Origin of the sequence: Marinilabilia sp. (assembly GCF_016278715.1) — a bacterium.
Taxonomy (GTDB): domain Bacteria; phylum Bacteroidota; class Bacteroidia; order Bacteroidales; family Marinilabiliaceae; genus Marinilabilia.
Genome location: NZ_JADQBH010000065.1, coordinates 1 through 23441 on the forward strand (window position 1 = coordinate 1; position 23441 = coordinate 23441).

Below are 23441 nucleotides of genomic sequence, written 5' to 3' on the forward strand. Positions count from 1 at the left end.
TCATAACACGAACAGGGAAGGTGACCTCTTTCATATTATATCCTTCGTAATAATGAAATCGTCCTTGCATGGCGAGAATCTCTGTTCCGCGAATCGTTCCGAAAATCAAACGTCCTTCGTGCCCCTCTACAGTTGAAACGGGGAAATTTGGAATATCACCGTAGGAAACGGTTTTTTTGATGTCAATCTCTTTCACCAAACCGCCCAGTCCGGTACCCAATATGATACCTACGCGTGCTGTGGTGTTGTAGTTTTGTTTAAGAAACGCCGCTGTTTCTTTGATTTTTTTCAACATAACTTTTTACGGTTTTTATAAATGTGTCCTGTTCATTGAAGAGTATTTCCAAATCAATGGGAATATACCAAATTTTTTCGGGGAGGGTGGCCGGTAGTTTCTTATGACTAAGCCTGACAGCATCTTTCTCGGTGGTGAGGATGATTGCACCGCGCGCCATTTGTTCCAGTTTTCCGTTGATTTTCTTTATGTCTGATTCTGAAAAATCATGGTGATCGGGAAACGTTAGTTGTTCAAAATCACCGCCATATTTGGCAGCTTCCTGAAAAAACGGGATGGGATTTCCGATTCCAGCAATGGCAAGAATTGGTTTTTGTTCTTCGGGTTTTGGGTGAAAGGATTCGTTGCTGCCCGTTTGTCTCAGGTGGCCATATTTAATGCAGCTAAAGAATACTTGTTGTTTCGAATCTGGAGAAATTTTTTTGATGATGTGTTCTTTTTCAGATTTACTCAGGTTTTTCGGACATTTGTTTACGATAATAATGTCGGCCCTTTTTTTTCCACTCAGGGGTTCTCTCAGATTACCTGCCGGGAGGCAGACGTCTTTGTATATGGGTCGGTAATAATCAGTAACTAAAATGGAAAGGCCCGGTGTAACGGCCCTGTGTTGAAAGGCATCGTCGAGCAATACTACCTGTGGTGCGGGCTTTTGTTTGAGCAAATAGTCCATTCCCAAGGTTCTTTTTTCCGCTACCATCACAGTGAGACCGGGAAATTTGAGTTTCATCTGCATGGGTTCATCACCGATGGTTGCTGGTGAAGCATCGTTTGCGGCCATTCTGGGGCCTTTGGTTTTTCTTCCGTAGCCACGGCTCAAAAGCGCACATCTGTACTCAGGAAGCAGTGTTTTAATCAATAATTCACTCATGGGTGTTTTGCCGGTTCCCCCCACTGTGAGGTTGCCAATGGAAATGAGAGGTGTCCGGTAACGGGTCGTCTTTTTTAATCCCGTGTTGTACAGCGCATTGCGAATGGATGTAATTAGGCAATACACCAACGAAAGCGGATAAAGTAAAATACATGGAGATGGTTTCATGGCAAATGCCTTATGAACATAAAGGGCGCATAAAGTGAAAGTCCTTATGCGCCCCCTTATGTTAAGAAATTAGTTTTAATTAATAGAAATTTCGTAAGGTATTCGTGCCTGAATTGGATAAGATTCTTTGAGTTCTTCAACAGTTTTCAGGTATTTCAGATATTCCGAGTTACCAAAAAACAATGATTGCATATAAGCCGATGCATTGCCTGTCAGGTCTTTCATCAGTTGCTCAAAAGGAGGCAAAACTTCGGGAAGCTCAACGATCCGGTAGTTATCTGCGATTCCGGCTTTTTCAGCAGCAATATTTACTGCCATATCTATTCCGCCCAGCAAATCTACCAGGTCAATATCAAGGGCATTTTCGCCGCTCCAAACGCGGCCCTGGCCAATCTCATCAATGGCTGCCTTTGTGGTTTGTCTGCCATCGGCGCATCGTTGAAGGAAGAAATCATAAAAATGTTCGATGTAAGCCTGCATGATCTCTTTCTCTTCGGGGCGGAAAGGGCGCGTTAAAGCCGGCATATCCGAAAACTTATTGGTGTTGACAACATCAGTGGTAACACCGATTTTATTGAGGAATCCTTTGAAGTTGGGAATGGTTCCGAAAACTCCAATCGAACCGGTCAGCGTGTTGGGATGTGCGATAATGGTATCGGCAGCACAGGCAATATAATAACCCCCTGATGCAGCCAGGTCGCTCATGGAAACTATGAATGGCTTGGTATCTGCGGTGAGTTTTACTTCTCTCCAAATAATTTCAGAACCCATTCCTGACCCACCGGGTGAGTTGATGCGCAAAACCACTGCTTTGATGGAAGAATCGCGGCGTGCTTCGCGGATTGTGCGTGATAAATCTTCCGAGTTGATGCCGTCCTGACCTGTGTCGATGGCTCCTTCGGCATAAATAATGGCAACCTTGTTTTTGGAAATACCTTTTTTACCGTCGGCAACATAAGCCTTGGCATATTGCTTAACTCCAATGCTGTTGAGGTCTTTGGAATACTCGGTTTTAGTGGAGTCTTTCAGTTCATTAATCACCTGGTCTTTGTATTTCAGATCGTCCAGCAATCCTGATTTCAACAGGAAATCATCGGTCTGAAACATTGGAACCTGATTGGCAATCTCGTTAAGCCTTTCGGGAGCAATATTCCGGCTTTTCGACACTTTCTGAGTTATGTGATTCCACATGGAATTTACATAAGTCTCGGTCTGAAGTCTTGCTTCATCACTCATATCGGTTCGGGTAAGCGGCTCGATGGCCGATTTGAACTTTCCATGGCGAAACACCTGAACATCAATATCCAGTTTTTCAAGGGTGTTTTTAAAGTAGGTATGTTGCGATGAAATTCCCTGGAAGTTGAGCATCCCGGCAGGAGGTAAATATACCCGGTGGGCCACAGAAGCCAGATAGTAGGATTTTTGCGAATAAACAGGGGCAAAACTGATTATGAACTTTCCGGACGCTTTAAACTCCAGCAGTGCATTTCTGATTTCTTCAATGGTTGCCTGTCCGCCCATTACCAGACCTGATTCCAGGTAAATACCTTTAATCCTGTCATCGCGACCTGCTTTTTTAATACTTCCCAGTATCTGGTTGAGGCCCATTGGGGCAGCATCACCTGTCAATTCTGACATGATTTCAGTAAGAGGGTCATTGTCAGTTCTTTCCACGATGGGGCCATCCAGCTTGAGCACCAACAAAGAATTGTCTTTTACGGTGATTTCCTGTGAACTTGTAGCAGCTATTATGCCGATAATAATAAAAAATCCCAGCATCAGGATGGTTATTGAAACCACCGAGCCTACAATGACTGCCAGGGTGTACTTTAGAAACTTCTTCATGTTAGTTGTTTTTTAGGGTTATTTTTTACCTGATTTGTTTAAAGTTAATCAGGACAATAGTCCGGTGATATTTTATAAAAATCTGTGAGTTAGCTGCTTCTCTGTAAGGGGTGTCTGTGATGTTTAGAACATCTGTGTTATATGGTTTCTCTTTTATTTCAGAAATGTTATAATTGATTGAAAATGCGTTGTTTGTAATGCTAAGTTTTTTGGGTTTGTTGCAAAACCGGCTAAACTCTTCAGTTTACAAGTGGCGAATCAGTTTCGGCTCTGTCGCTTTGTCTGCAAAGAATTCACCACCACTGATAATTACTGCCTTCTGGTCTTGCGGCTGGATTATTTTTATCTGGCAAAATACTTTTATGCCCTAAATGGGTCCCCCCACTTTTTTTACCTTATGTTTCTTATATAGTTTAAAACTCACATTATGTTATGAACCGTAAAAATTATAGTTTTGAAAACAATTTAGATTAAGGTATTCTTTTACAAATTTGCAAAAAAATATTTGTTTGAAGGTGACAGGTATCAGATTTTCACAAAACAATTGCATTTTATGTCACGGGTGATTTTACTTCTCGGGGGAAACCGGGGAGATACAGAGCAAATACTTCGGAAAGCACAAATATTGGTTGAGCAACATGTGGGGCCGGTTTGCAGCAGCTCGGGGTTGTATAAAAGTCCTCCCTGGGGGTTTGAGGATACACAGTGGTTTCTGAATCAGGTGGTGTTTGTGGAAACTTCATTTACTGTGAGGGAAGTTTTGGCGAGAACTCAACGAATAGAGCAGGAATTGGGGCGCAAAAAAAAGACGACCACTCATTATGAGGGTCGCCCTGTTGATATTGATATTTTGTTTTATGATGAGGTCATTGTTTCGTCACCAGAACTTACGGTACCGCATCCGCGTCTGCATTTGCGTCGGTTTACTTTGGTTCCGTTGTTCGAGCTTGCCCCCGGGATGATACATCCGGTATTGAAAGAAAGTATCACCACCTTGCTGGAAACTTGTCCCGATAAGGGCGAGGTAATAAAAATCTGAGGTCTTATAATTTAGGGCCATAAGCAAGGTCGCCTGCATCGCCTAAACCGGGAACAATGTATGATTTTGCATTGAGCTCATCATCTACCGTGGCCAGCCAAAGGGTTACCGGTTCATCGCCGAGCATATTTTGAATGTATTCCACACCTGCCTGACTGGCAACAATACTAACCAGATGTACATGTTTTGGCGTACCATTTGCCTGAATGGCTTTGTAGGCCAGCTCAAGAGAAGAACCCGTTGCCAGCATGGGGTCAGCCATAATTACTATTTTGTCATGGAGGCTGGGTGCTGAAATATATTCTATGTGAATATCGAAATCTCCATCCTCCGTGTATTTTCGGAAGGCGGAAACAAATCCGTTTTCTGCACGATCGAAATAATTTAGAAGTCCGTTGTGCAAAGGAACACCTGCTCTGAGAATGGACGTCACAACCGGTTGCTCCTGTGGCAACCATTCCTGTGCGGTTCCCAATGGGGTGGTGATGTCTGTTTCCCGGAATGTGAACGTTTTACTGATTTCGTAGGCAAAGATTTCGCCGATTCGTTCAAGATTCTTGCGAAACCGGAGGGGGTCGTGTTGAATTTTGACATTTCTTAATTCTGCGACAAAAGTGCTAAGGATACTGCAGGGTTCATTGATAAGTTTAATTTCCATTTCCCGGTTTTTATGTGCAAAAATAATGTTAAAGTCTGAATTTTCCAGTTTGATTTATTTAAAAATGAGTCGTTTTAAATTAAAGAGCAGATTTTTGTCTTTTGCCCATTTGATTGGTTGGGGCAGACGGTTGATTCTGACAGCATAGTAGGGAACCTCTTTTGCCCCAAATCTTCGGTTGAATGTTGCCACGTTTGGAAAAACTGACCCGGCAAAGTCCAGAATTTTCTTTTGTCCTGAATATTGCTTGATAAATTGGTCGATAAGGGCAAAAGAGGTTTTATACACCCTTCCATCCGGATTGGCTAAATGGTAAGGGATTATTCGTTTTTTTCCGATTAAGAAAAATGCTCCCCCTATCAGTTTATTGTTTTTTCTGACAGAATAAGTCTCTCCTATCCTGTTTTCAAGAGCATAGTTTGTCATCATTTCGAACTTCTTCTGGTAATCAGGAAGCATATATAGTTCGGGTCGGAAAGCTCCAATTTCTTTTATTAATGAGGTGAAAACTTTTGGAGAAGATGTTTTTTCTATGTTTAAACCCGAGTCATAAAATGCTTTAATGTTGCGCTTATGTGTTCGTGAATATTGTTGATACAAGGTCTGATAATCATTTTCCAGGTTTAACTCAAACGTTCGTTTTTGTGTGCAACCCGAACCTGTTGATGTTCTTCTGGTTGAAGGGCTTCCGTTGTAATTGATAAACCGGAATGGGGAAAATATATTATGATTGAAAATGGCAGGGAAAAGTTCTGTTAGGTGAGAATTTGGAGAAAAAATACCCAAAGTAATAACCTCTTGTGGCATCTGGATAATAAAATAGCCCAATTGTTTAATAGTGGGTAATGGCATTACTCCTTCATAATACCCAATTATTAAACCGTGCCAGCCGGGAGCCAGAAAGTCGAGAACCCAACTGTAGGCGAGGGGTGATTCGTTCTCTGATTCCATAATGCAGGCGTCCCAAAGGTCTGTATTGATTTCCTGCCGGGGAAGAATTTTTATAGAACGGCCTGAAATGGTCTCCTCCTGAGGTGATGCAAAGGAATTACTGTTTTTCATCAGAGAATTCCTTTTTTATATTTTAGACATTGGTGGTGATCGAACAATATCATTGATTGAAGCGCTTCGCATTTAAAAGGAATTTCCAGTGTTAGGTTACTTTCGCTGTTACTTTCAATGAGGTGATTGATAGCTCTGAAAACGCCGTGATGTTGGCGTCCTTGCTGGCTCTGGGTGCAATCGAAAAGGAAGAGCCGGTTATTGGATTTGATAAGAAAAACGGCAGCAATTAATTCGTTATGAGAAGAGTAAGTGGCATAAATACCGGCGCTTTTGTATCGGATGGCGTAATTCATAATCCGGGTGAGCTGCATTTCTTCCATTACTCCCTTTTTTTTCTGGCTTCTTCTGAAAAACATATATTCATCCGTGCGAATAGATCGCATAACAAATGTTCCGTCATTTTTAGAAAGAGAATCCCGTGCCTGTTCGCTGTAGCGTTCCATGATTTTTTTGTAGGGGGTAATCAAATCTAAAACAGGCACATTGACAGTTCTCTTTCGATTGTATTTTGGCAGCCTGTTGAGGTGGTTGAGGGTAATTGCTACATTTCTGAAAGGAATCTTGTGTAATATATCTTCGACCTTTTCGGCAGGAAGATGTTTGGATGAAAAAACTCCCAGAAAGGGTGCCATTGCCGGGTGTTTCACTCTTACAATGCCCATTTTCCGGGATAGGGGAATCGGGCAAACGGTTTCGTAGTCGCCTTCTACAAGCAGATCCCAATCCTCGCAAACCTGGTCGAGATACCAGGAATAGGCAAATATATTGGCATTGAAGGATCTTTTTAATGCATTGTCGTACCTGAGGCGGTTAATTTCCTGGTTTTTAAGATATTGAATTTTCATAAAAACACGAATCTGCTGATTAAAGGGATTTCTTGTGGGCAGGCGAAGTATCAGATGATGCCCTCGTCTGCAAAGCTAAAATAATGGTTTTCGGCAATAATTACATGGTCCAGCACATGAATGTCAAGAATTTTTCCAGCTTCCGTCAATTTTTTGGTAATGGAAATGTCCGGCTGGCTGGGTTGTTTGTTGCCTGAGGGGTGATTGTGACAAAGAATAATGGAGGACGCATGTTGATAAAGTGCTTTCTCCATAATTAATCGTACATCGATAACGGTTCCGGCAATACCTCCTTTGCTGACATTGAATCGGGTTAATACCCGGTTGGCCTGATTGAGAATGAGAATCCAGAACTCTTCGTGTGGCAGGTCTGCCAATGCAGGGTTCATAAGGGCAAAAACATCTTCGCTCTTTTTTATTTGAGGCTTTTGAAGTGGAGAACAAAGCTGGCGCCTCCGCCCCAGCTCCAGTGCAGCAACGATGGTGATTGCTTTGGCCTCGCCAACTCCATGATAGCGTTTCTGTAATGATTCGATGGTACTTTTCCCCAGTTCATTGAGGTTGTTGTGAGCATCCATAAGAATTTTTCGGGATAAATCCACGGCTGATTCTTTACGACTTCCGGATCCAATAAGAATGGCCAGTAGTTCGGCGTCGGAGAGTGACGCAATGCCTTTGTGAATGAGTTTCTCCCGTGGGCGGTCTTCCATGGCCCAATTGCGGATGCTGGTTTTTTGATATTCTTCCATCCTTATTTTTTTTGGCGCCATATCCCAGAGCGACACACTGACAAGGCTGGGGTGGGCAGGGGGTTGAAAATATAAGGTTACATCAGTTGATGCAATATACAAAAAAATGGATCAAAAAAAGGCCTTTCCGGATTTGGAAAGACCTCAGCAGTCCCTAGGAGAATCGAACTCCTGTTTCCAGGATGAAAACCTGGCGTCCTAACCACTAGACGAAGGGACCGTAAAACAGGCTTGATGCTTAAGCCAGCTTACTAATGTGATGTGCCAAACTGGATTTCAGATTGGACGCATTATTTTTGTGAATAATGTTCTTTTTCGCAAGTTTGTCGATCATGGAAGTAACCTGCGGATACATTGCTTCTGCCTCTGCCTTCTCAGTAGTGCTTCTCAGGTTCTTGATAGCATTACGGGCTGTTTTTGCGTAATACTTATTGTGAAGCTTACGCTTCTCAATCTGACGAACTCTTTTCTTTGCTGATTGATGATTTGCCATCTCTAATCCTTGCTAATTTGTTACAAATTTTTCTTAATAGCAGTCCCTAGGAGAATCGAACTCCTGTTTCCAGGATGAAAACCTGGCGTCCTAACCACTAGACGAAGGGACCTAAACGGTGTGCATTTGAATAGTTCTTTTTCAAACGCGGATGCAAAGATAAATCAAATTTCACTTCTTCCAAATTTAAGGAATGAAAAAAGTGAAAAAAACTTCGATGTCTTTCACAATCTTATTTTTAGCCTGCTTGATGGGGATATACTGTTTAGAAAAGCTTGTAGGCAGGTGGTCAATGACCCAGTTTCTATTAAAAGGGAGTTAATGCTTAAGTTTCTCGTTTTGCAAGCAGTTTATTATCAGACTTATCCCTCAACGATGGTTTAAAAAATCTGGTTTGCTTTTATTAAATTTATCCTTGCCATTTTTACCATGCTGATTATTCTGCTTGGGCCGGAGTTAAAAGCAGTGTTTTTTTCATTGGAGATTCCTTCGGGCATGGCACTCGCAATGAAAAAAACCTCCCAACCTCCTCTATGTAAAAGTTAAAAGGCGGCATCGCGAGGACTTCCACGGAAGCAATCTCTAAAATCCAACCCGCTACTTTAAACTTAAGCTTTTTTTGTAAGGTGTTCAAATGCTATTGTTTAGAGCAGGTTCTGCTGTTCAAAATAATGTTGTGTGTTGGATTGTGTGTCATGCACACAAATGTCTATTATGTTGGATTTCAATATTTTTTTAAAATACTGAAAAAGAAAGTTATAATAAAGTGTGGACGTACACATATAATTGTTATTTTTGCTTCATCAAAAGAATCTTTAAAAACAGAGCCATTTATGACAGAGTCAACATTAAGGAGTCATCTGGAAAAGGTGCCGGTTAAGATTTTTAATGACCGGGATGAAGGATCGAAGTTAGTGGCAAGAGAAATTGCCTCGTTGATAAAGGAGAAAAACAAGCTGGATAAATTTACAGTGCTGGGATTAGCCACCGGCGGTTCGCCGTTGTTGTTGTACAAAGAACTCATAAAGATACATAAGGAAGAGGGCCTGAGTTTTAAAAGGGTGATTACTTTTAATCTGGATGAGTATTACCCGATGAAGCCGGATGATGCCAATAGTTATCATCATTTTATGTATGAGAATTTTTTCTCGCATGTGGATATAGAGCCAGAGAATATCAATATTCCGGACGGGACTCTTTCAGTAGAGAAAATCGACAACTATTGCCGCGATTATGACAATAAAATAAAGTCCCTCGGAGGATTGGATATTCAGATTTTGGGTATCGGTCGCACCGGGCATATTGGATTTAACGAGCCCGGTTCACAGTCCGGTGATGAAACCCGGCTGGTTCATCTGAATGAAATCACTATTGAAGATGCAGCCAAAGGCTTTGGTGGAAAAGAAAATGTACCCCGTAGTGCAATCACTATGGGTGTTAAAACCATTATGCAAGCCGAAAGGGTTTTCCTGATGGCCTGGGGGCGTGAGAAATCGGAAGTGATTAAAGCTGCTGTGGAAGGACCTGTGACTGGTGAATTGCCGGCGTCCTTTTTGCAAAATCATCCCGATGCTGTGATTGTTCTTGATCCAGCTGCCGGTTCTCATTTGAGCCGGATTGAGACACCCTGGCTTGCCGGGAAATGTGACTGGACCGATCGAATGCAGAAGAAAGCACTGATATGGCTGTCCGGACATACAAAGAAACCTATCCTGAAGCTGACGGAATCGGATTATAAAGAATGGGGACTTAATTCATTGCTTCAGACCGGAGAAAAAGCTTATGATTTAAATATTGAGATTCACAATAAGTTGCAGCAAACCATTACCGGATGGCCGGGTGGAAAACCCGGCAGTGACGATAAAACCCGTCCGGAGCGGTCAGAACCTTTTCCCAAGAGGGTGATTGTTTTTAGTCCGCATCCCGATGATGATGTTATTTCGATGGGAGGAACTCTGATCAGGCTTGCCGAGCAGGGACATGATGTGCATGTGGCTTATCAGACCTCAGGAAATATTGCGGTGTTTGATGATGATGCATACCGGTTTATGGATTTTGTTCGCGGCATATCCAAAAAGATGTCGGTTTGTGAACCTGAGTTTGAGAAAATTTATCAAAATATTGCCGGATATCTGAAAACGCATCCCGGAAACGGAAATGGCAATCCCGATGTGTTGACAGTCAAAGGTCTTATCAGACAGGGTGAAGCTGCTGCTGCCTGTCGTTTTAGCGGTGTAAAAGAGGAGAATGTTCATTTTCTGGATCTTCCTTTTTATGAAACAGGAAGTGTGGAAAAAAATCCTGTTTCCCAGGCCGATATCGATATTATTGTAGATTTGTTGCGGGAAGTGAAGCCTCATCAGATTTATGCTGCGGGTGATTTGCAGGACCCGCACGGGACACATGCTGTTTGCCTTCATGCTATTTTTGATGCGCTCAAAGTGGTGAAGGAAGAAGCGTGGACCAGAGACTGCTGGGTTTGGCTATATCGTGGTGCATGGCAGGAATGGGATGTGGAAGATGTGGAAATGGCAGTGCCTATCAGTCCCGATGAACTCAAAAAGAAAAGAATGGCTATTTTTAAGCACCAGTCGCAGAAAGATGAACCTGTGTTTCCGGGTACCGACTCACGGGAGTTTTGGGAAAGGGCTGAAGATAGAAACAGGGAGACTGCAAAGCTGTACGACAGTTTGGGACTTACCGAATATGAGGCCATTGAAGCATTTAGAAGATATAAGTTTTGAATTTCTGAAAAATACAAACTATGAGCAGTCAAGTAAATTCTGTAAAAAAAGGCAGCGGTCAGTTGGTAGCCCTTGCCATTCTTGGAATGATGTTTTTTTCCATTGGGTTTGCGCTGGGAATTAACAGTTATCTTATTCCTTTGTTGAAAAGTGAGTTGGGCATCAGCTCGGCCGAGTCGTATCTGGTTCTGGCAGCTACCTTTTCTGCGTTTCTGATTTTTGGGTACCCAGCATCGTTTGTGATTGCCCGGATCGGCTACAAAAAGACCATGGCGCTTTCTTTTCTTTTGTTTTCCATCGGTTTTTACCTGTACATTCCATCCGGAAAAATGGAGAGTTTGCCTTTGTTTCTGGCCGCCTCTTTCCTGAGTGGAATGGGAAATACTTTCCTTCAGGCGACAGTAAATCCTTATGTGACCATTCTTGGGCCAATCGACAGTGCGGCCCAACGCATGAGCATCATGGGAATTCTGAATAAACTGGCATGGCCTGTGGCACCCTTATTTCTAGCTCTGGTAATTGGAAAGAGTGTGGATCAGGTAACTTTTCCGGATACCACGTTGCCGTTTTATATTATTATCGGTGTTTTTCTTTTGCTGGGTGTAATATCACTCATATCGCCACTCCCGGAAGTGAAAGCGGTGGGTGAAGATGAAGAGAGTGCAGGAGACTGTCCTTATGCTGCCAAAAAGACTTCAGTTTTTCAGTTTCCTCATTTGTTGCTTGGAGTTCTTGCCCTGTTTTTCTATGTGGGCGTAGAGACGGTGGCTTTGGGAACTCTTGTCGATTATGCTGAGAGTCTTGGTCTGGCAAATCCTGAATGGTATGCCTGGATTGCTCCGGTAGGGATGGTTGTTGGTTATATTGCCGGTATTATTTTAATTCCAAAATACGTGAGTCAGTCGAAAGCGCTGGTGATAAGCACCATGACCGCCATCGCCGGGTCGGTGCTTGTTGTTCTTACACCCATGGAAATTTCAATTTTCTTTGTGGTTCTGATTGCTCTGGGAGCAGCGCTGATGTGGCCGGCTATCTGGCCGTTGGCAATGACCGACCTGGGACGTTTTACCAAAGCCGGAGGATCCTTGATGGTGGTTGCCATTGTTGGAGGAGCCCTGATTCCCACCCTTTATGGGTTTCTTAAGGATATGTTTGGGGCACAAAATGCCTACTGGCTTTGTCTTCCCTTGTTTTTGTATATCCTCTATTATGCCTTGAAGGGTCATAAAATCAGAAATTAAAACTTTTCACAGCTTTGTCCGGAGGAATTTGGGTTTGTCAGTTTAGAATGCTTCGGTTCCCTCGCAATGACCTGTTTTTTGGGTTCACGTAGGAGGGACGATGTAGTAGATGTTCGGCTAAGCCGAAAATCTACTACATCCTCTGCAAACCTCCCTTAATTTTCTGTCATTGCGAATCCCAAGCATTCTGGAAAGCAATCTAAATTCTTTAACTGGTCACAGTGATTTTTTAATTGTCAATGCTGTTTCTGAATACCAGAAGCAGGATAGATTTAAACTCCTTCTTTTTGAAACAAATTGCCCGCATAAAAGATATTGCCATTCAGGCAGGCGTGTCGGCCGGTACCGTTGACCGGGTCCTCCATAACAGAGGCCGGGTTTCGGAGAGTGCCCGAACTCGCATTAAAGAAGCCATGGAGAGGCTGGATTATGAACCCAATATCATGGCCAGGGCGCTTGTTTCTTCAGGTGAATACCGCATTGCCGCCATTATTCCTGATCCTGCAAAGGATGAGTATTGGAAAGCTCCTTTTCAGGGAGTTGATGAGGCTGAAGAACAGTTGCGGCAGTATGGGGTGGTTGTTGATAAATTTTTGTTCAATCAGAAAGATGTGGAATCCTTTAAACAGGAAGCCCAGAAAGTCAGTGCAAACCATTACAGCGGTATTCTTGTGGCCCCTATTTTCTACCGTGAGTCGCTTGCCTTTTTGAGTAAGTGGAAACAGGAGGGAATTCCGTTTAATCTTTTCAACACGCACATACCTGATTATGAGCCAGTATCGTATGTTGGGCAGGATTCTTATCAAAGTGGCTTACTGGCGGGGAAGTTGTTGCATTACGGATGTAAGGATCCCGGAACTTTTCTGGTGGTTCATCTGGATGAGCAGGTGACTAACTCCACACACCTTATCCGAAAAGAACAGGGGTTCCTGGATTATTTTGAGGAACACCTATTAAGCGGCTATCATGTGGCCCGCACAGAAATAGATTTTTGGGAAGATTCTATCCGCTTTGAAGCCCATCTGAAAAAGCTTATCAGTGATTATCCTGATTTGAGAGGTTTTTTTATAACCAACTCCCGCTCTTTTGTATTGGCAGATTTTCTTCTGAAACACAAGATTAACCATTTTCAACTTGTTGGTTATGACCTTCTTTCAAGAAACCGTGAGTTGCTGAACAGTGGTGTTATAGACTTTCTGATCAATCAGAATCCACATGGACAGGGTTATTGGGGTGTGAAATTGATGGCCGATTACCTGGTGTTTAAAAAACAGGTGGAGCAAATTAAATACCTGCCACTGGATGTGGTAACAAAGGAGAATATGCAGTATTATGAATGAGGTGTAAGTTCATTTGTTTTGACATAAAAAAAGAGCAATGCAGGTCATCGGCATTGCTCTTTTTTCGTTCTTACTCCAACACAATACTTCCAAAATAATCCGGTCTGTGAAAATTGGGTTCTTCAATGTCAATTGGGTTCCAGGAAATAAAATGTGGTTCCGGTGTTTTGTCCCCGCATTTGTAGAAATTTCCCTTTAATTGCATTCGGGAATTGAATTTTATTCCTGGGTGATTTCTTTGTTTGCACCCCAGCCGATGAGCTGTGTACCGATGCAGTTGGTTTCTGTGTTGTAATAGCCTTTGTCGTTGAAAGCGCAAAAGGATTCACAACAACTGTCTTTCCCTACATTGCCGTTGGTTTCGGCTTCCAGGGCTCTGATGTGACTCTCCTGAACATTGAACTTCAAAAAAAGTTGTCTTCTTTGTAGGCTATTGAGAATGACACTTCAGGAAGGTATGGAAATTCTTTCCAGCTGACGGTTTAAATATTCCCGTTTATTTTTTTCCAGGATTTCGGAAACCTTTTCCGCCGATTGAGATGAGATGCTTAAATGTGGAATTAATATTTTCTTTCTTAGTACATGACAAAATAGTTAAATAATTAAAAATCAAAAAAAACAGACTGAAAACATGGGTAAAAACTGACTGTATGTTGTTAGAGTCCAGATTAATATATATGTGATTCTATTAAATCAGCAAACCCAATTTTTCCAGGAGCATCCATTTGGAATAACCTTTTGTCTAAAGACATAAAAAAGAGAGACTATCTTATCGATAATCTCTCTTTTTTATGAGTCTTTAGGATTTATTCCTTTCTGGTTCTGGGTTATTTCTTGAGTTTATTTATCTCCATGGCAGGAGCCAATGCGTTAGAAACCGTTTCAACAACCAATTCGCCCGGTAATTCAAAGCCCACTGTACCTTGAACATCTTTGGCCGATGCTGCTATTTTCACCTCATATTTTCCAGCCTCCGCCACCCAGGCTGATCTGTCTTCATCGAACGAACAAAGATCTATGGCTTCAATTTCGAACGTTAACGCTTCTTCTTCGCCAGGCTTAAGTAATCTGGTTTTACCAAAGTCAACCAGCACATCGGTAGGTTTATCCATGCTTTTGCCAGGAGCAGTCAGATATACCTGCACCACTTCTCGACCAGCAAGACCTCCGGTGTTTTTAACCATTGCTGAAACCGTTACCTTTTCATTGAATTTATCTTTGTTTATGGTCACATTTGAATATTCGAACGTAGTATATGATTTCCCATGGCCGAATGGATAAGACACCGCAATATCAAATGTGTTGTAATATCGATATCCTACATAAATATCTTCATTATAAGTAGATTCCCAGGGAACCCGATTCATAAATGAGAAACCCGACAAATCAGCTTCGTTGCCCGTTTCACCCTCAACTTCATGTCCAGGAAAAGTGTTTGACGAAGAGCCATCTTTATACTTCAAAGGAAAAGTAATGGCCAGTTTTCCTGAAGGATTAACCTTTCCCGAAAGGACATCCACCACCGAGTTTCCGCCTTCCTGGCCGGGTTGCCAGGCCAGTAAAACAGCATCAGGAATATTTTTCCAACTGGCCGTTTCAATAACCCCACCTACATTTAAAACCACCACAACCTGTTTTCCCAACAGATGAAATGCCTCCGTTACATTTAACACCATTTCCATCTCGACATCGGTAAGGTAAAAATCTCCTGGTAAAGGCTCACGATCGCCCCCTTCGCCTGAATTACGTCCAATGGTAATCAGGGCAATGTCATTTTCCTGAGCCATTTGAGCTGCAAGTTCCTTGCTAACGATCATCTCAGCAACCGGAGTTTTTCCGCCCATCATGGCGGTTAGCCAGTTTTTAGGTTTTGGAGCATTGGCGCGTGCCTCCACCAGGTAATTTTCGTAGCTTTTCATTAAGGCTGCATTAGTTTCGTAGCCTCCATTCTTCAGGCCCTGAATAAGTGAAACAGTATAGGCTTCATTAACATCACCACTCCCCGTTCCACCAGAAATAAAATCGTAAGAGGAATTACCAAAGGCAGCCACTTTTTTAATGGAAGCAGCGAGCGGAAGAATCCCGTTGTTTTCCAATAAAACCATACCATCGGCCGCTGCCTGGCGGGTAACTTTTGCATGCGTTTTTAAATCAGGGTTACTGGAATACTTAAAATCATTGTATTTTGGTGATTTTAGCATAATTCTCAAAATCCGCCCCACATTTTTATTAAGAACAGACTCCTCCAACTGTCCTTCTTCAACGGCTTTTATCAAAGAGTGAATCTGGTCAGGGCTTCCAGGCTGAATCATGTCATTACCGGCTTTCATTTGGGCGACCACATCGCTGCCACCGCCCCAGTCGGTCATTACATAACCCTCGAATCCCCAATCGTCGCGCAAAATTTTGGTTAACAAGTCATGACTTTCAGATGCATAAGTCCCGTTCACCTTATTGTACGACGACATCACCGTCCAGGGCTGCGCTTCTTTAACAGCTATCTCAAATCCTTTCAGGTAGAGTTCGCGTAAAGCCCGTTGGCTAACGATGGCATCGACCGACATTCGATTGGTCTCCTGATTATTAACAGCAAAGTGTTTAATAGAAGTCCCCACTCCGTTTGATTGAACACCTTTTACCATGGCAGCAGCCATTTTGCCCGTCACCAAAGGATCCTCTGAATAGTATTCGAAATTTCGGCCGCATAGAGGATCACGTTGCAGATTCATCCCCGGAGCCAATAAAACATCAACACCATATTCCAGCACTTCATTTCCCATTGCCTGGCCCACGTTATTCACCAATGCAGTATCCCAGGTTGATGCCAGAACTGTGGCAATGGGAAAAGCAGTACAATAATAGGTGCGTTCTTCTCCCTTCCGTTTGGGTTGAATACGCAATCCGGCAGGACCATCAGCCAACACTTGGGTAGTAATACCTTTTTCGTTAAACATGGAAGTATTACCAGCAGCACCTGGTACAAAGGTACGAATATGATTCACCATGGCCGAGTAGGCCGAGTCTTGTGGATCAACTGCTTCCTGGTCTCCAAAGGGTGATTGCACACCTTCGGGCAATTCAAAATACATTCCCGTACCAACCAATAACTGAGCTTTCTCCTTAAGTGTCATTGAAGCTATGATTTGATCAATCTTAGCTTGTTCATTATTTTGTTTTGGGGTACAATATGTCATCACTAAAATTAATGGCGCTATAGCACCCATACGAATCAATTTTTTCGTTAACAACCTCGAATCATTCATGTTTATATGTTTAAGTTGATTTTCTTATTTAACAAAACAGGGAAGTTATTCTACACTAATTGAATAAAATACCTTTTTCAATCAAGACATTAGCGCAGTGAAACTGTTTTCTTTAACTTAATATCTGACACAGAAGCACCAACCATTACTTCAATATCACAAAGGTCAACTTGCCAATTTCCGCTGGGTTCATCCCAATACATTAAATCCTTAACCGGAATACTCAGCGATACTTTTTTAGATTCTTCCGGCTTAAATGTAATTCGTTTAAAGGCTTTCAACTCTTTATTTGGCCAATCAACGGATGGATTAATGCGATGAATGTATAACTGCACCACTTCATCGGCTTCAACTGCCCCCGCATTTTCAAGACTAAACATTACTTCAATAGTATCCCCTGCACTGTATTTATCCTTATTAGTTGATAAACCGGAATAACTAAACGTTGTATAAGTTAAGCCGTAACCAAAGGGATACATTACCGGGATATCCTTTGTGTCATACCACCTGTAACCCACCAGGGATTCTTCAGAATAATAAGCCGTATTGGGATCTTCATTGTTTAAGGATTTGGTTTTTTGGCTTTGTGATTCTGTGTCCTCTACCAAATCAACAAAAACGTCTTTGTTTTTCACGCCCTGTGGATAATTACCCAAAGCATAAGCTGGTGAGTCTTGAAGTTTTATGGGTAAGGTAAAAGGCAATCGTCCACCGGGAGAAATGTTTCCAACAAGTACATCGGCAAGGGCATTACCACCTTCGGTGCCATTAAACCAGGAAATCAACAGTGCCTTTGATAAGGGTTTTACTATGGTCAAATCATTTGGGGCCCCACTTACCAGAATGGTAACAATAATTGAATTGACTTCTGCCAGTTTTCGAATTAAGTCATCCTGCCCCGAAGGCAGCATCATATCTTTCCTATCGCTGGCCTCTGTTTCAACGGCGCGATTATTCCCTGCAAAAAAGAGTACAATATCCGCTTTAGCAGCAACAGCAACTGCTTCTTCATTCAGCTTTTCATTGCGAATGGCTTTTTCCTGGTCTTCCTTCTCAATTTGTTCTTTTGATTTACCGCCGTATAACCTTGCCCAATCCAGCACTTCAGGTACATAACCTTTTGCGTAAACAATTTCGGCCTGATTTCCAATTTTATTTTTTAATCCTTCAAGGGGCGAAACCTCGTATAAGGCCTTAACCCCTGCTCCGATGCCACCATTGGCCATTTTTTGTTCGGCATTATCACCTATCACAGCTATTATTAGCTTTTTATCAAGGTTTAATGGAAGAACACCTTCATTTTTAAGCAATACGATTGATTTACTGGCGATGTCGTAGGCTATTTTCTGTTGAGGTGGCTGAGAGGTCATTTCAATATTAGCTTTTTCTTCAGGGACCGGCTTTACAGCCAATCGCACCCTTAAAATCTCACGAACACGCTGATCAATGATTTCAACGGGTACTTTTCCGGTTTTAACAGAATCCAGCAGAGCTTGGCCCAGGTATTTTTTGGTGGGCATCTCAACATTTAACCCATTGTTTATTGAGGCAACGGTTGAGTGTGTTCCATTCCAATCGGACACTACTAAACCTGCAAATCCCCACTCGTTTCTTAATATTTGATTAAGTAACACATCATTTTCGGCACACCACCAGCCATTAACTTTATTATAAGCAGCCATAACACCAAAAGCGTCTGCTTCCTGCACGGCCGCTCTAAATGGAGGCAGATAAATCTCACGCATGGCTCTTTGGCCGATTATTACATCTACAGTTCCACGGTTGTTTTCCTGGTTATTCAGGGCATAATGCTTGAGGCAGGCTGCAACGCCATTATCCTGAACCCCCTTTGTATATCCAACTGCCAATGCTGCTGACAAAAAAGGATCTTCACTCAAATACTCATAGGTTCGCCCACCGGTGGGTATTCTTTGAATATTAATGGCGGGGCCTAAAATCATGTCTTTCCCGCGCAAACGGGCTTCCCGTGCCATTCCCGTGCCGTAATCATAGGCCAATTCTCCACTCCAGGTTGCTGCCAAAGCCGAACCTGTGGGGAAAAAAGTCGCTTTATCATTTTCCCATCCAAGAGGCATCCATCCGTCGGGTTGCAGTTCTTCCCTAATACCAAAAGGGCCATCGGCGTATTTCATATCTGCAATCCCTAACCGCTCAACACCCGCAGAGACAAACATATGCTTACCATGAAGCATATTGATCTTCTCTTCCAGGGTCATAAGTTGGATCAATGAGTCAACTTTTGCCTCATTTTGGAGTAAGGCTGAGTGCTGAGCATCTCCCACTTTACATCCAAGGATAAAAAAATTGACAAGTAAAAAACAAATAGTTTTCATCAGTAAAAAATTTATCTAAGTTATTGGTCTGATGGAACTCACATGTGAGGAATTTATTTATTGTCTATTTAGGCATCCCTTGCCATGCTCGTTTCATTATAAAGATAATTTAGTGAGTTAATCCGCCAAATGCGAGCCTGACGGGCAAAAGAACATACCGTCAGCAGACTCGGCCAAATCATATTCGGGCAATTGTCGATAACGGACTCTTTAGTTATTGTCTCCCTTCAGGCTCACTGAATATATTACTTGGAACTCTATTTAAATAGTAGCGGCGCAAACGTATTCAGATAAGCCCTCCAGTTTGCCCAGGTATGTCCGCCTTCTGTAACAAAGAAAGTATGTTTTAGTCCGTTTTCAGTAAGCTTAGCATCAAGCTTCTGAGCACTTTCCCAAACAAAATCTTTCCTGCCACAAGCTAGCCAATACAGTTTATAACCTGCTTTCTTAAGCCCCTGCAGTTTTTCGTCAATATCGGTTTGTTCACCCCACAACCCCATGCTTAAGGGACAAATATACTGGAACAGCCCAGGGTATTCATTAGCCACTGAAATGGTATGACCGCCCCCCATTGACAAGCCGGCTATGGCCCTGTGATCCGGATCCGCCAGCACTCTGAAATTTTTCTCCACGTAGGGAACGATATCCTTAACGATACTGTTTACATACAAATTACGCTTAGCCGGATCTCTCATATCAAAATCACTTTCGGGCAATGCCGTGGTTTTAGCAGCCATTTGATTGGGATTTCCGTTTGGCATTACACAGATCATCGGTTTAGCCAATCCTTTTTCAATCAGATTATCCAATATCTGACGCGTGCGTCCCATGGAACTCCAGGCATCTTCATCGCCTCCGGCCCCATGCAACAGATATAAGACAGGATATTTTATGCCACTGGTTTCATAACCATAAGGCGTGTAAATAAACATGCGTCGATTCAATCCAATGGTTGGTGACTCGTACCAAACCTGATGCAGGTTGCCACGCTTATTGGCTTCAAAATAGTTCTCCGTTTTTTTGCCCGGCACCAATAAAACACTTAAAAAGCGCGTGCCATCGCGTTGTAATAAGATGTTATTAGGATCATTAATGGGGACTCCATCCACTAAGAAACTGTAAGTATACAATTCTGCTTCAGGCAGTGGTAATGTGATGGACCAAAGGCCATCGTCTCCTTTTGTTAAAGTCAGGCTTCCCGGGACATCCATTTCCCCCCATTGAGTTTTCATCTTTACAGTAGGTGTAAAACCACCTGTGATTTTTACGGTATCGGCTTTAGGAGCCAATAATCTGAAGGTTACCTCAGCTGCTGAAATCTCCGGAGAAATGATTGGTTTACGGTTCATGAAATTTGACAATTCCTGTGCGTATAATCCTGTCATTACAGTCAGGAGAGCCAGAGCAAATACGATTTTCTGTTTCATGGCATTATAATTTTATTTTTTATTATCACCTGGAACATCCAGGCAGGATAATCATGCCCCTGTGCATCGCCGATAGGAAGCATGAATGTACCAAATGATTTATTATGAAAAGCATTAATTCGACAACTTGATTTTTTTTGTCGCTTAAAAACCTATTAGGGTAATGAATAAAAAGTTTCTTTTAATTGTTTAGAGCCTTACTGACAAAAACATCTTGAGACAAAAGGCAACGCAATGTACAAGGCTGAATGCCAGTATTCCCAAGAGTGACCACCATCGCGTACCCGGAATTGCAATGGAATTTTTGCCTCACTCATAGCCATAATGAACTCAAGATTGGCTTTGAAGGTAAAATCATCATCTCCGCAATCCACAAACCAATTCACTGATTTCATCGCATCAACAGCTTCCTGATCGGCATTTTGAATCAGTTTTACACAATTATTATCCTCAACTAATTGATGAATCTTTTTTTGAACCGGATCATTCCAGTCAATCCAGAACAGATTGTCGTGCCTGTAAACATATGAACTCATGGCATAGGCTGCACAAAACTGTTCCGGATGGCGAGAAGCATATACGATGGTTGCACCTCCTCCCATAGACAATCCGGCTACAGCCCTGTTTTTCTTTCCGTTTTTAGTTCGGTAGTTGGCTTCAATAAAAGGGATCAACTCTTCAAAGAAGTAATCTTCATAACGCCACTCAGGACTGTTAAAATAATTCATAAATGTTTTACCCGCTTCAGGACAAACGATGATCATTTCAACGGCTTCCTTTGATGCTATTAATTGATTGGCTACATTGCCAACATGACCTTTCTCCGGCCAATCTTTATGGCTGCCACTGCCACCATGAAGCAGATATAAAACCGGGTATTTTTTATCCATATTAGTTTCGTAATTTGAAGGTAGAAAAATGGCATATTCACGTTCCTCATTTAACATTTTGCTGGGCATGCTTTTATATTCAACCTTGCCGTACCCAGGCCATTGTGCCATGGCTGAAGAGACAAATAAAACCGCCCATACTATTGCTATTGTTTTTTTCATGTGTTCAATGTTAGTTTTTCAATGGTCACAACTTGTCCGACGTGGCGGATAGCTTCCCGTTATTTAGAAGGAATCAGGTGGTTCGACAAAGGAGAGGAACCTGTCTGCCAAACAGGCAGACTTGGAAGGTAATCATTTGGCTTCGCCATTCGTCTATTTCCAGTGTGAGCAACGCTTGCTCATGGCTCGTCTCACACCTGATTTTCCTGTATGAAGAATCAAAAAGTAACCATTAAGCAGAAAATACTTAATGGTTACCTAAAAGATTTAATTAAACAATAATGGCACAAATTCAGAAAGATAATCTCTCCAGTTACGCCATACATGTCCACCTTCCGATTCCACATAGGTATATTTCATACCGAGTGAATCCAGTTTGGAACGATACTCAACACCTGATTTGTAAAGAAAATCGGTTTTACCCATGCCAATCCAGTACAACTTGCAACCGTTCTCCTTTTGTGTTTTAAGGGTTTCATCAAAATTCGCATATACTTTTGAGGAGACTTGCTCATTGGGCATGATAGCTGCGGAGAACAGTCCAACATAATCAAAAGTATTGGGGTAGTAGCGCGAAATGTGCAATGAATGGAACCCTCCCATTGATAACCCGGCAATAGCCCGGTTGGACTTATCGGCTGTTACCCGGTAGTTATTTTCAATAAACCGGATAACATCCACAAAAGTTTCCTCAAACTTGCCATCCATGGTATTTGGCAATTGCATAGTTGGTTTATACAGACCTTTAGGAGACTCGCCCGGGGCTGCCTGTTGAGACACATTGCCATTGGTCATTACAACAATCATTGGCTCCGCTTTTCCTTGAGCAATCAGGTTATCCAAAATCTGCGATGTACGCCCCAAAGCGATCCAGGCTTCTTCATCGCCACCCATTCCATGTAACAGATACAAAACAGGATATTTGGCCTTGCTGTTTTCATACCCAGGAGGGGTATAGATGGTTATCCTGCGGCTCATGTTATTCCCCGGGGAATCGTACCAACGACGGGCCACTGTTCCATGCGGCACATCGTTGACACTATATAAGTCCGCTTTGCCACCTCCCACAATAAACACGTCAAACACGGATGCGACATCTCGGATCTTATAAACATTGTTAGGATCGCACGTATTACGACCATCTACAATAAATGAATAACTGTACAAATCAGACTGAAGCGGTTCGGAGGTAAACGACCATAAACCATTTTCATCCTTGGTTAACAACGCTTTCCCCGGCCCATCATAATCACCGAAAGGTGTTTTCATTTTTGTAGTCGGCAAAAAATCACCCGTTATAAAAACGGAATCAGCCTGTGGTGCCATAAAACGGAACGTTACTGTTTTATCTGCATTCACTTGGGGCGATACGATAGGAGCTGCGCCCCATAGAGCTTGCTGAGCATTTGCACCGATAATAACAAAAAGTGCCAAAAGTGCCAAAAGTGTTAATCTTAGTTTCATGTGTATTGTGTTTTTTAAATTTGAGTTGGATGGACTGTTCCTATTCCTCGAAGGAACCCGCATGTAAATATCCATCCGTATTTATTTTATTAACGTACATGCTTGTTGGTTTCCTGCATTCTAATAAAAAAACAGATGCCCTGCTGGTCATTCTAATCATTCTGACGCTAAATCTGTCAGGGACACCTTTCACTTTTTAAACATTGTTGTATTTAAAAGGCAATGGGTCCTGAGTAAGTCGTTTTCACGGCTCCGTCATTGGTTGAAACATCTACAATAATGATGTAACCTTCTTCTTCCAAAATTACTTCTACGGTACCACTGGTGATATAAGCAGGAGAAGCAGGCACGCCATCTGAAACCTTGCCCCAGGAACATCCTAAAGTCATTCCATATAAACCGTAACCGGCGTAACAATCTCCTACTTTGGCTGCTTCGTTGCTTACAACATTATAAACACCAGCCGGCAAGGCAGCACCATCCCTTTTGAAATCAAGAGAAAGGACATTTCCATTTCCTGCTTACGACCAC

The 23441-nt window shown here is 42.4% G+C and carries 19 protein-coding genes, 2 tRNA genes and 1 pseudogene; 4 read left to right on the forward strand and 18 right to left on the reverse strand.

Features of this window, described 5'->3' with window-relative positions:
- The 3 genes and pseudogenes from QZZ43_RS04270 to sppA all read right to left on the reverse strand — a co-directional run.
- A pseudogene (locus QZZ43_RS04270) lies at positions 1-295 on the reverse strand (purine-nucleoside phosphorylase); the annotation flags it as partial.
- Positions 258-1331 carry a tetraacyldisaccharide 4'-kinase gene (lpxK, locus tag QZZ43_RS04275; RefSeq protein WP_291856604.1) on the reverse strand — a complete coding sequence of 358 codons (1074 nt, stop codon included), beginning with the start codon at positions 1329-1331 and terminating at the stop codon, positions 258-260. The pseudogene QZZ43_RS04270 and the gene lpxK, both read right to left, overlap by 38 nt.
- Positions 1332-1406: 75 nt before the next feature.
- Positions 1407-3176: a signal peptide peptidase SppA gene (sppA, locus tag QZZ43_RS04280; protein WP_291856606.1), complete on the reverse strand. Its 1770-nt coding sequence runs from the start codon at positions 3174-3176 to the stop codon at positions 1407-1409.
- 553 nt (positions 3177-3729) lie between these two features.
- On the opposite strand from sppA, the gene folK reads away from it, so the two are divergent.
- On the forward strand, positions 3730-4215 hold the full coding sequence (gene folK, locus QZZ43_RS04285; protein WP_291856608.1) for a 2-amino-4-hydroxy-6-hydroxymethyldihydropteridine diphosphokinase: 486 nt from the start codon (positions 3730-3732) through the stop codon (positions 4213-4215).
- Between the two features lie 4 nt (positions 4216-4219).
- Here folK and upp read toward each other — a convergent pair whose 3' ends face one another.
- From upp to QZZ43_RS04320, 7 genes are all read right to left on the reverse strand, one after another.
- Positions 4220-4873 carry a uracil phosphoribosyltransferase gene (gene upp / locus QZZ43_RS04290; protein ID WP_291856610.1) on the reverse strand — a complete coding sequence of 218 codons (654 nt, stop codon included), beginning with the start codon at positions 4871-4873 and terminating at the stop codon, positions 4220-4222.
- A 54-nt stretch (positions 4874-4927) separates the two neighbouring features.
- Positions 4928-5935 carry a hypothetical protein gene (locus tag QZZ43_RS04295; RefSeq protein WP_291856612.1) on the reverse strand — a complete coding sequence of 336 codons (1008 nt, stop codon included), beginning with the start codon at positions 5933-5935 and terminating at the stop codon, positions 4928-4930.
- Complete coding sequence (locus QZZ43_RS04300; protein ID WP_291856614.1) at positions 5935-6783, reverse strand: hypothetical protein; 849 nt, start codon at positions 6781-6783, stop codon at positions 5935-5937. Before QZZ43_RS04300 ends, QZZ43_RS04295 begins: the two co-directional genes overlap by 1 nt.
- A 50-nt stretch (positions 6784-6833) precedes the next feature.
- The gene (gene radC, locus QZZ43_RS04305; protein ID WP_291856616.1) at positions 6834-7532 is read right to left on the reverse strand and encodes a DNA repair protein RadC; all 699 of its coding nucleotides are present in this window, start codon (positions 7530-7532) and stop codon (positions 6834-6836) included.
- Between the two features lie 148 nt (positions 7533-7680).
- A tRNA-Glu gene (locus tag QZZ43_RS04310) sits at positions 7681-7752 on the reverse strand.
- 18 nt (positions 7753-7770) lie between these two features.
- The gene (gene rpsT / locus QZZ43_RS04315; protein ID WP_291856619.1) at positions 7771-8025 is read right to left on the reverse strand and encodes a 30S ribosomal protein S20; all 255 of its coding nucleotides are present in this window, start codon (positions 8023-8025) and stop codon (positions 7771-7773) included.
- A gap of 40 nt (positions 8026-8065) precedes the next feature.
- Positions 8066-8137 (reverse strand) — tRNA-Glu (locus QZZ43_RS04320).
- A 583-nt stretch (positions 8138-8720) separates the two neighbouring features.
- Here QZZ43_RS04320 and nagB point away from each other — a divergent pair.
- From nagB to QZZ43_RS04335, 3 genes are all read left to right on the forward strand, one after another.
- A complete protein-coding gene (gene nagB, locus QZZ43_RS04325) occupies positions 8721-10769 on the forward strand; it encodes a glucosamine-6-phosphate deaminase (protein ID WP_291856621.1) in 2049 nt (682 codons plus the stop codon).
- A 20-nt stretch (positions 10770-10789) separates the two neighbouring features.
- Entirely contained in the window at positions 10790-12010 is a 1221-nt protein-coding gene (gene gluP / locus QZZ43_RS04330; RefSeq protein ID WP_291856623.1) for a glucose/galactose MFS transporter, read from the forward strand.
- Positions 12011-12297: 287 nt separating this feature from the next.
- Entirely contained in the window at positions 12298-13350 is a 1053-nt protein-coding gene (locus QZZ43_RS04335) for a LacI family DNA-binding transcriptional regulator (RefSeq protein ID WP_291856625.1), read from the forward strand.
- A 70-nt stretch (positions 13351-13420) separates the two neighbouring features.
- On the opposite strand, the gene QZZ43_RS19565 is transcribed toward QZZ43_RS04335, so the two are convergent.
- The 8 genes from QZZ43_RS19565 to QZZ43_RS04370 all read right to left on the reverse strand — a co-directional run bounded on the left by QZZ43_RS19565 (position 13421) and on the right by QZZ43_RS04370 (position 23380).
- Positions 13421-13555 carry a carbohydrate-binding family 9-like protein gene (locus tag QZZ43_RS19565; protein WP_367221240.1) on the reverse strand — a complete coding sequence of 45 codons (135 nt, stop codon included), beginning with the start codon at positions 13553-13555 and terminating at the stop codon, positions 13421-13423.
- Positions 13556-13569: 14 nt separating this feature from the next.
- Complete coding sequence (locus QZZ43_RS04340; protein WP_291856627.1) at positions 13570-13758, reverse strand: carbohydrate-binding family 9-like protein; 189 nt, start codon at positions 13756-13758, stop codon at positions 13570-13572.
- A 419-nt stretch (positions 13759-14177) separates the two neighbouring features.
- A complete protein-coding gene (locus tag QZZ43_RS04345) occupies positions 14178-16481 on the reverse strand; it encodes a glycoside hydrolase family 3 protein (RefSeq protein WP_291856629.1) in 2304 nt (767 codons plus the stop codon).
- 221 nt (positions 16482-16702) lie between these two features.
- The gene (locus tag QZZ43_RS04350; protein WP_291856631.1) at positions 16703-18967 is read right to left on the reverse strand and encodes a beta-glucosidase; all 2265 of its coding nucleotides are present in this window, start codon (positions 18965-18967) and stop codon (positions 16703-16705) included.
- Positions 18968-19224: 257 nt separating this feature from the next.
- Complete coding sequence (locus QZZ43_RS04355) at positions 19225-20394, reverse strand: esterase (protein WP_291856633.1); 1170 nt, start codon at positions 20392-20394, stop codon at positions 19225-19227.
- A gap of 197 nt (positions 20395-20591) precedes the next feature.
- Positions 20592-21446, reverse strand: a complete 855-nt coding sequence (locus QZZ43_RS04360) for an alpha/beta hydrolase-fold protein (RefSeq protein WP_291856635.1) — start codon at positions 21444-21446, stop codon at positions 20592-20594.
- Positions 21447-21713: 267 nt separating this feature from the next.
- On the reverse strand, positions 21714-22910 hold the full coding sequence (locus QZZ43_RS04365; protein WP_291856638.1) for an esterase: 1197 nt from the start codon (positions 22908-22910) through the stop codon (positions 21714-21716).
- A 212-nt stretch (positions 22911-23122) separates the two neighbouring features.
- Positions 23123-23380, reverse strand: a complete 258-nt coding sequence (locus tag QZZ43_RS04370) for a hypothetical protein (RefSeq protein ID WP_291856640.1) — start codon at positions 23378-23380, stop codon at positions 23123-23125.
- Positions 23381-23441: the final 61 nt, after the last annotated feature.

Coding starts and splice junctions, on each gene's coding strand:
- lpxK (WP_291856604.1), bottom strand. CDS start 1,331: ATGAAACCATCTCCATGTATTTTACTTTATCCGCTTTCGTTGGTGTAT.
- sppA (WP_291856606.1), bottom strand. CDS start 3,176: ATGAAGAAGTTTCTAAAGTACACCCTGGCAGTCATTGTAGGCTCGGTG.
- folK (WP_291856608.1), top strand. CDS start 3,730: ATGTCACGGGTGATTTTACTTCTCGGGGGAAACCGGGGAGATACAGAG.
- upp (WP_291856610.1), bottom strand. CDS start 4,873: ATGGAAATTAAACTTATCAATGAACCCTGCAGTATCCTTAGCACTTTT.
- QZZ43_RS04295 (WP_291856612.1), bottom strand. CDS start 5,935: ATGAAAAACAGTAATTCCTTTGCATCACCTCAGGAGGAGACCATTTCA.
- QZZ43_RS04300 (WP_291856614.1), bottom strand. CDS start 6,783: ATGAAAATTCAATATCTTAAAAACCAGGAAATTAACCGCCTCAGGTAC.
- radC (WP_291856616.1), bottom strand. CDS start 7,532: ATGGAAGAATATCAAAAAACCAGCATCCGCAATTGGGCCATGGAAGAC.
- rpsT (WP_291856619.1), bottom strand. CDS start 8,025: ATGGCAAATCATCAATCAGCAAAGAAAAGAGTTCGTCAGATTGAGAAG.
- nagB (WP_291856621.1), top strand. CDS start 8,721: ATGCACACAAATGTCTATTATGTTGGATTTCAATATTTTTTTAAAATA.
- gluP (WP_291856623.1), top strand. CDS start 10,790: ATGAGCAGTCAAGTAAATTCTGTAAAAAAAGGCAGCGGTCAGTTGGTA.
- QZZ43_RS19565 (WP_367221240.1), bottom strand. CDS start 13,555: ATGCAATTAAAGGGAAATTTCTACAAATGCGGGGACAAAACACCGGAA.
- QZZ43_RS04345 (WP_291856629.1), bottom strand. CDS start 16,481: ATGACACTTAAGGAGAAAGCTCAGTTATTGGTTGGTACGGGAATGTAT.
- QZZ43_RS04350 (WP_291856631.1), bottom strand. CDS start 18,967: ATGAAAACTATTTGTTTTTTACTTGTCAATTTTTTTATCCTTGGATGT.
- QZZ43_RS04355 (WP_291856633.1), bottom strand. CDS start 20,394: ATGAAACAGAAAATCGTATTTGCTCTGGCTCTCCTGACTGTAATGACA.
- QZZ43_RS04360 (WP_291856635.1), bottom strand. CDS start 21,446: ATGAAAAAAACAATAGCAATAGTATGGGCGGTTTTATTTGTCTCTTCA.
- QZZ43_RS04365 (WP_291856638.1), bottom strand. CDS start 22,910: ATGAAACTAAGATTAACACTTTTGGCACTTTTGGCACTTTTTGTTATT.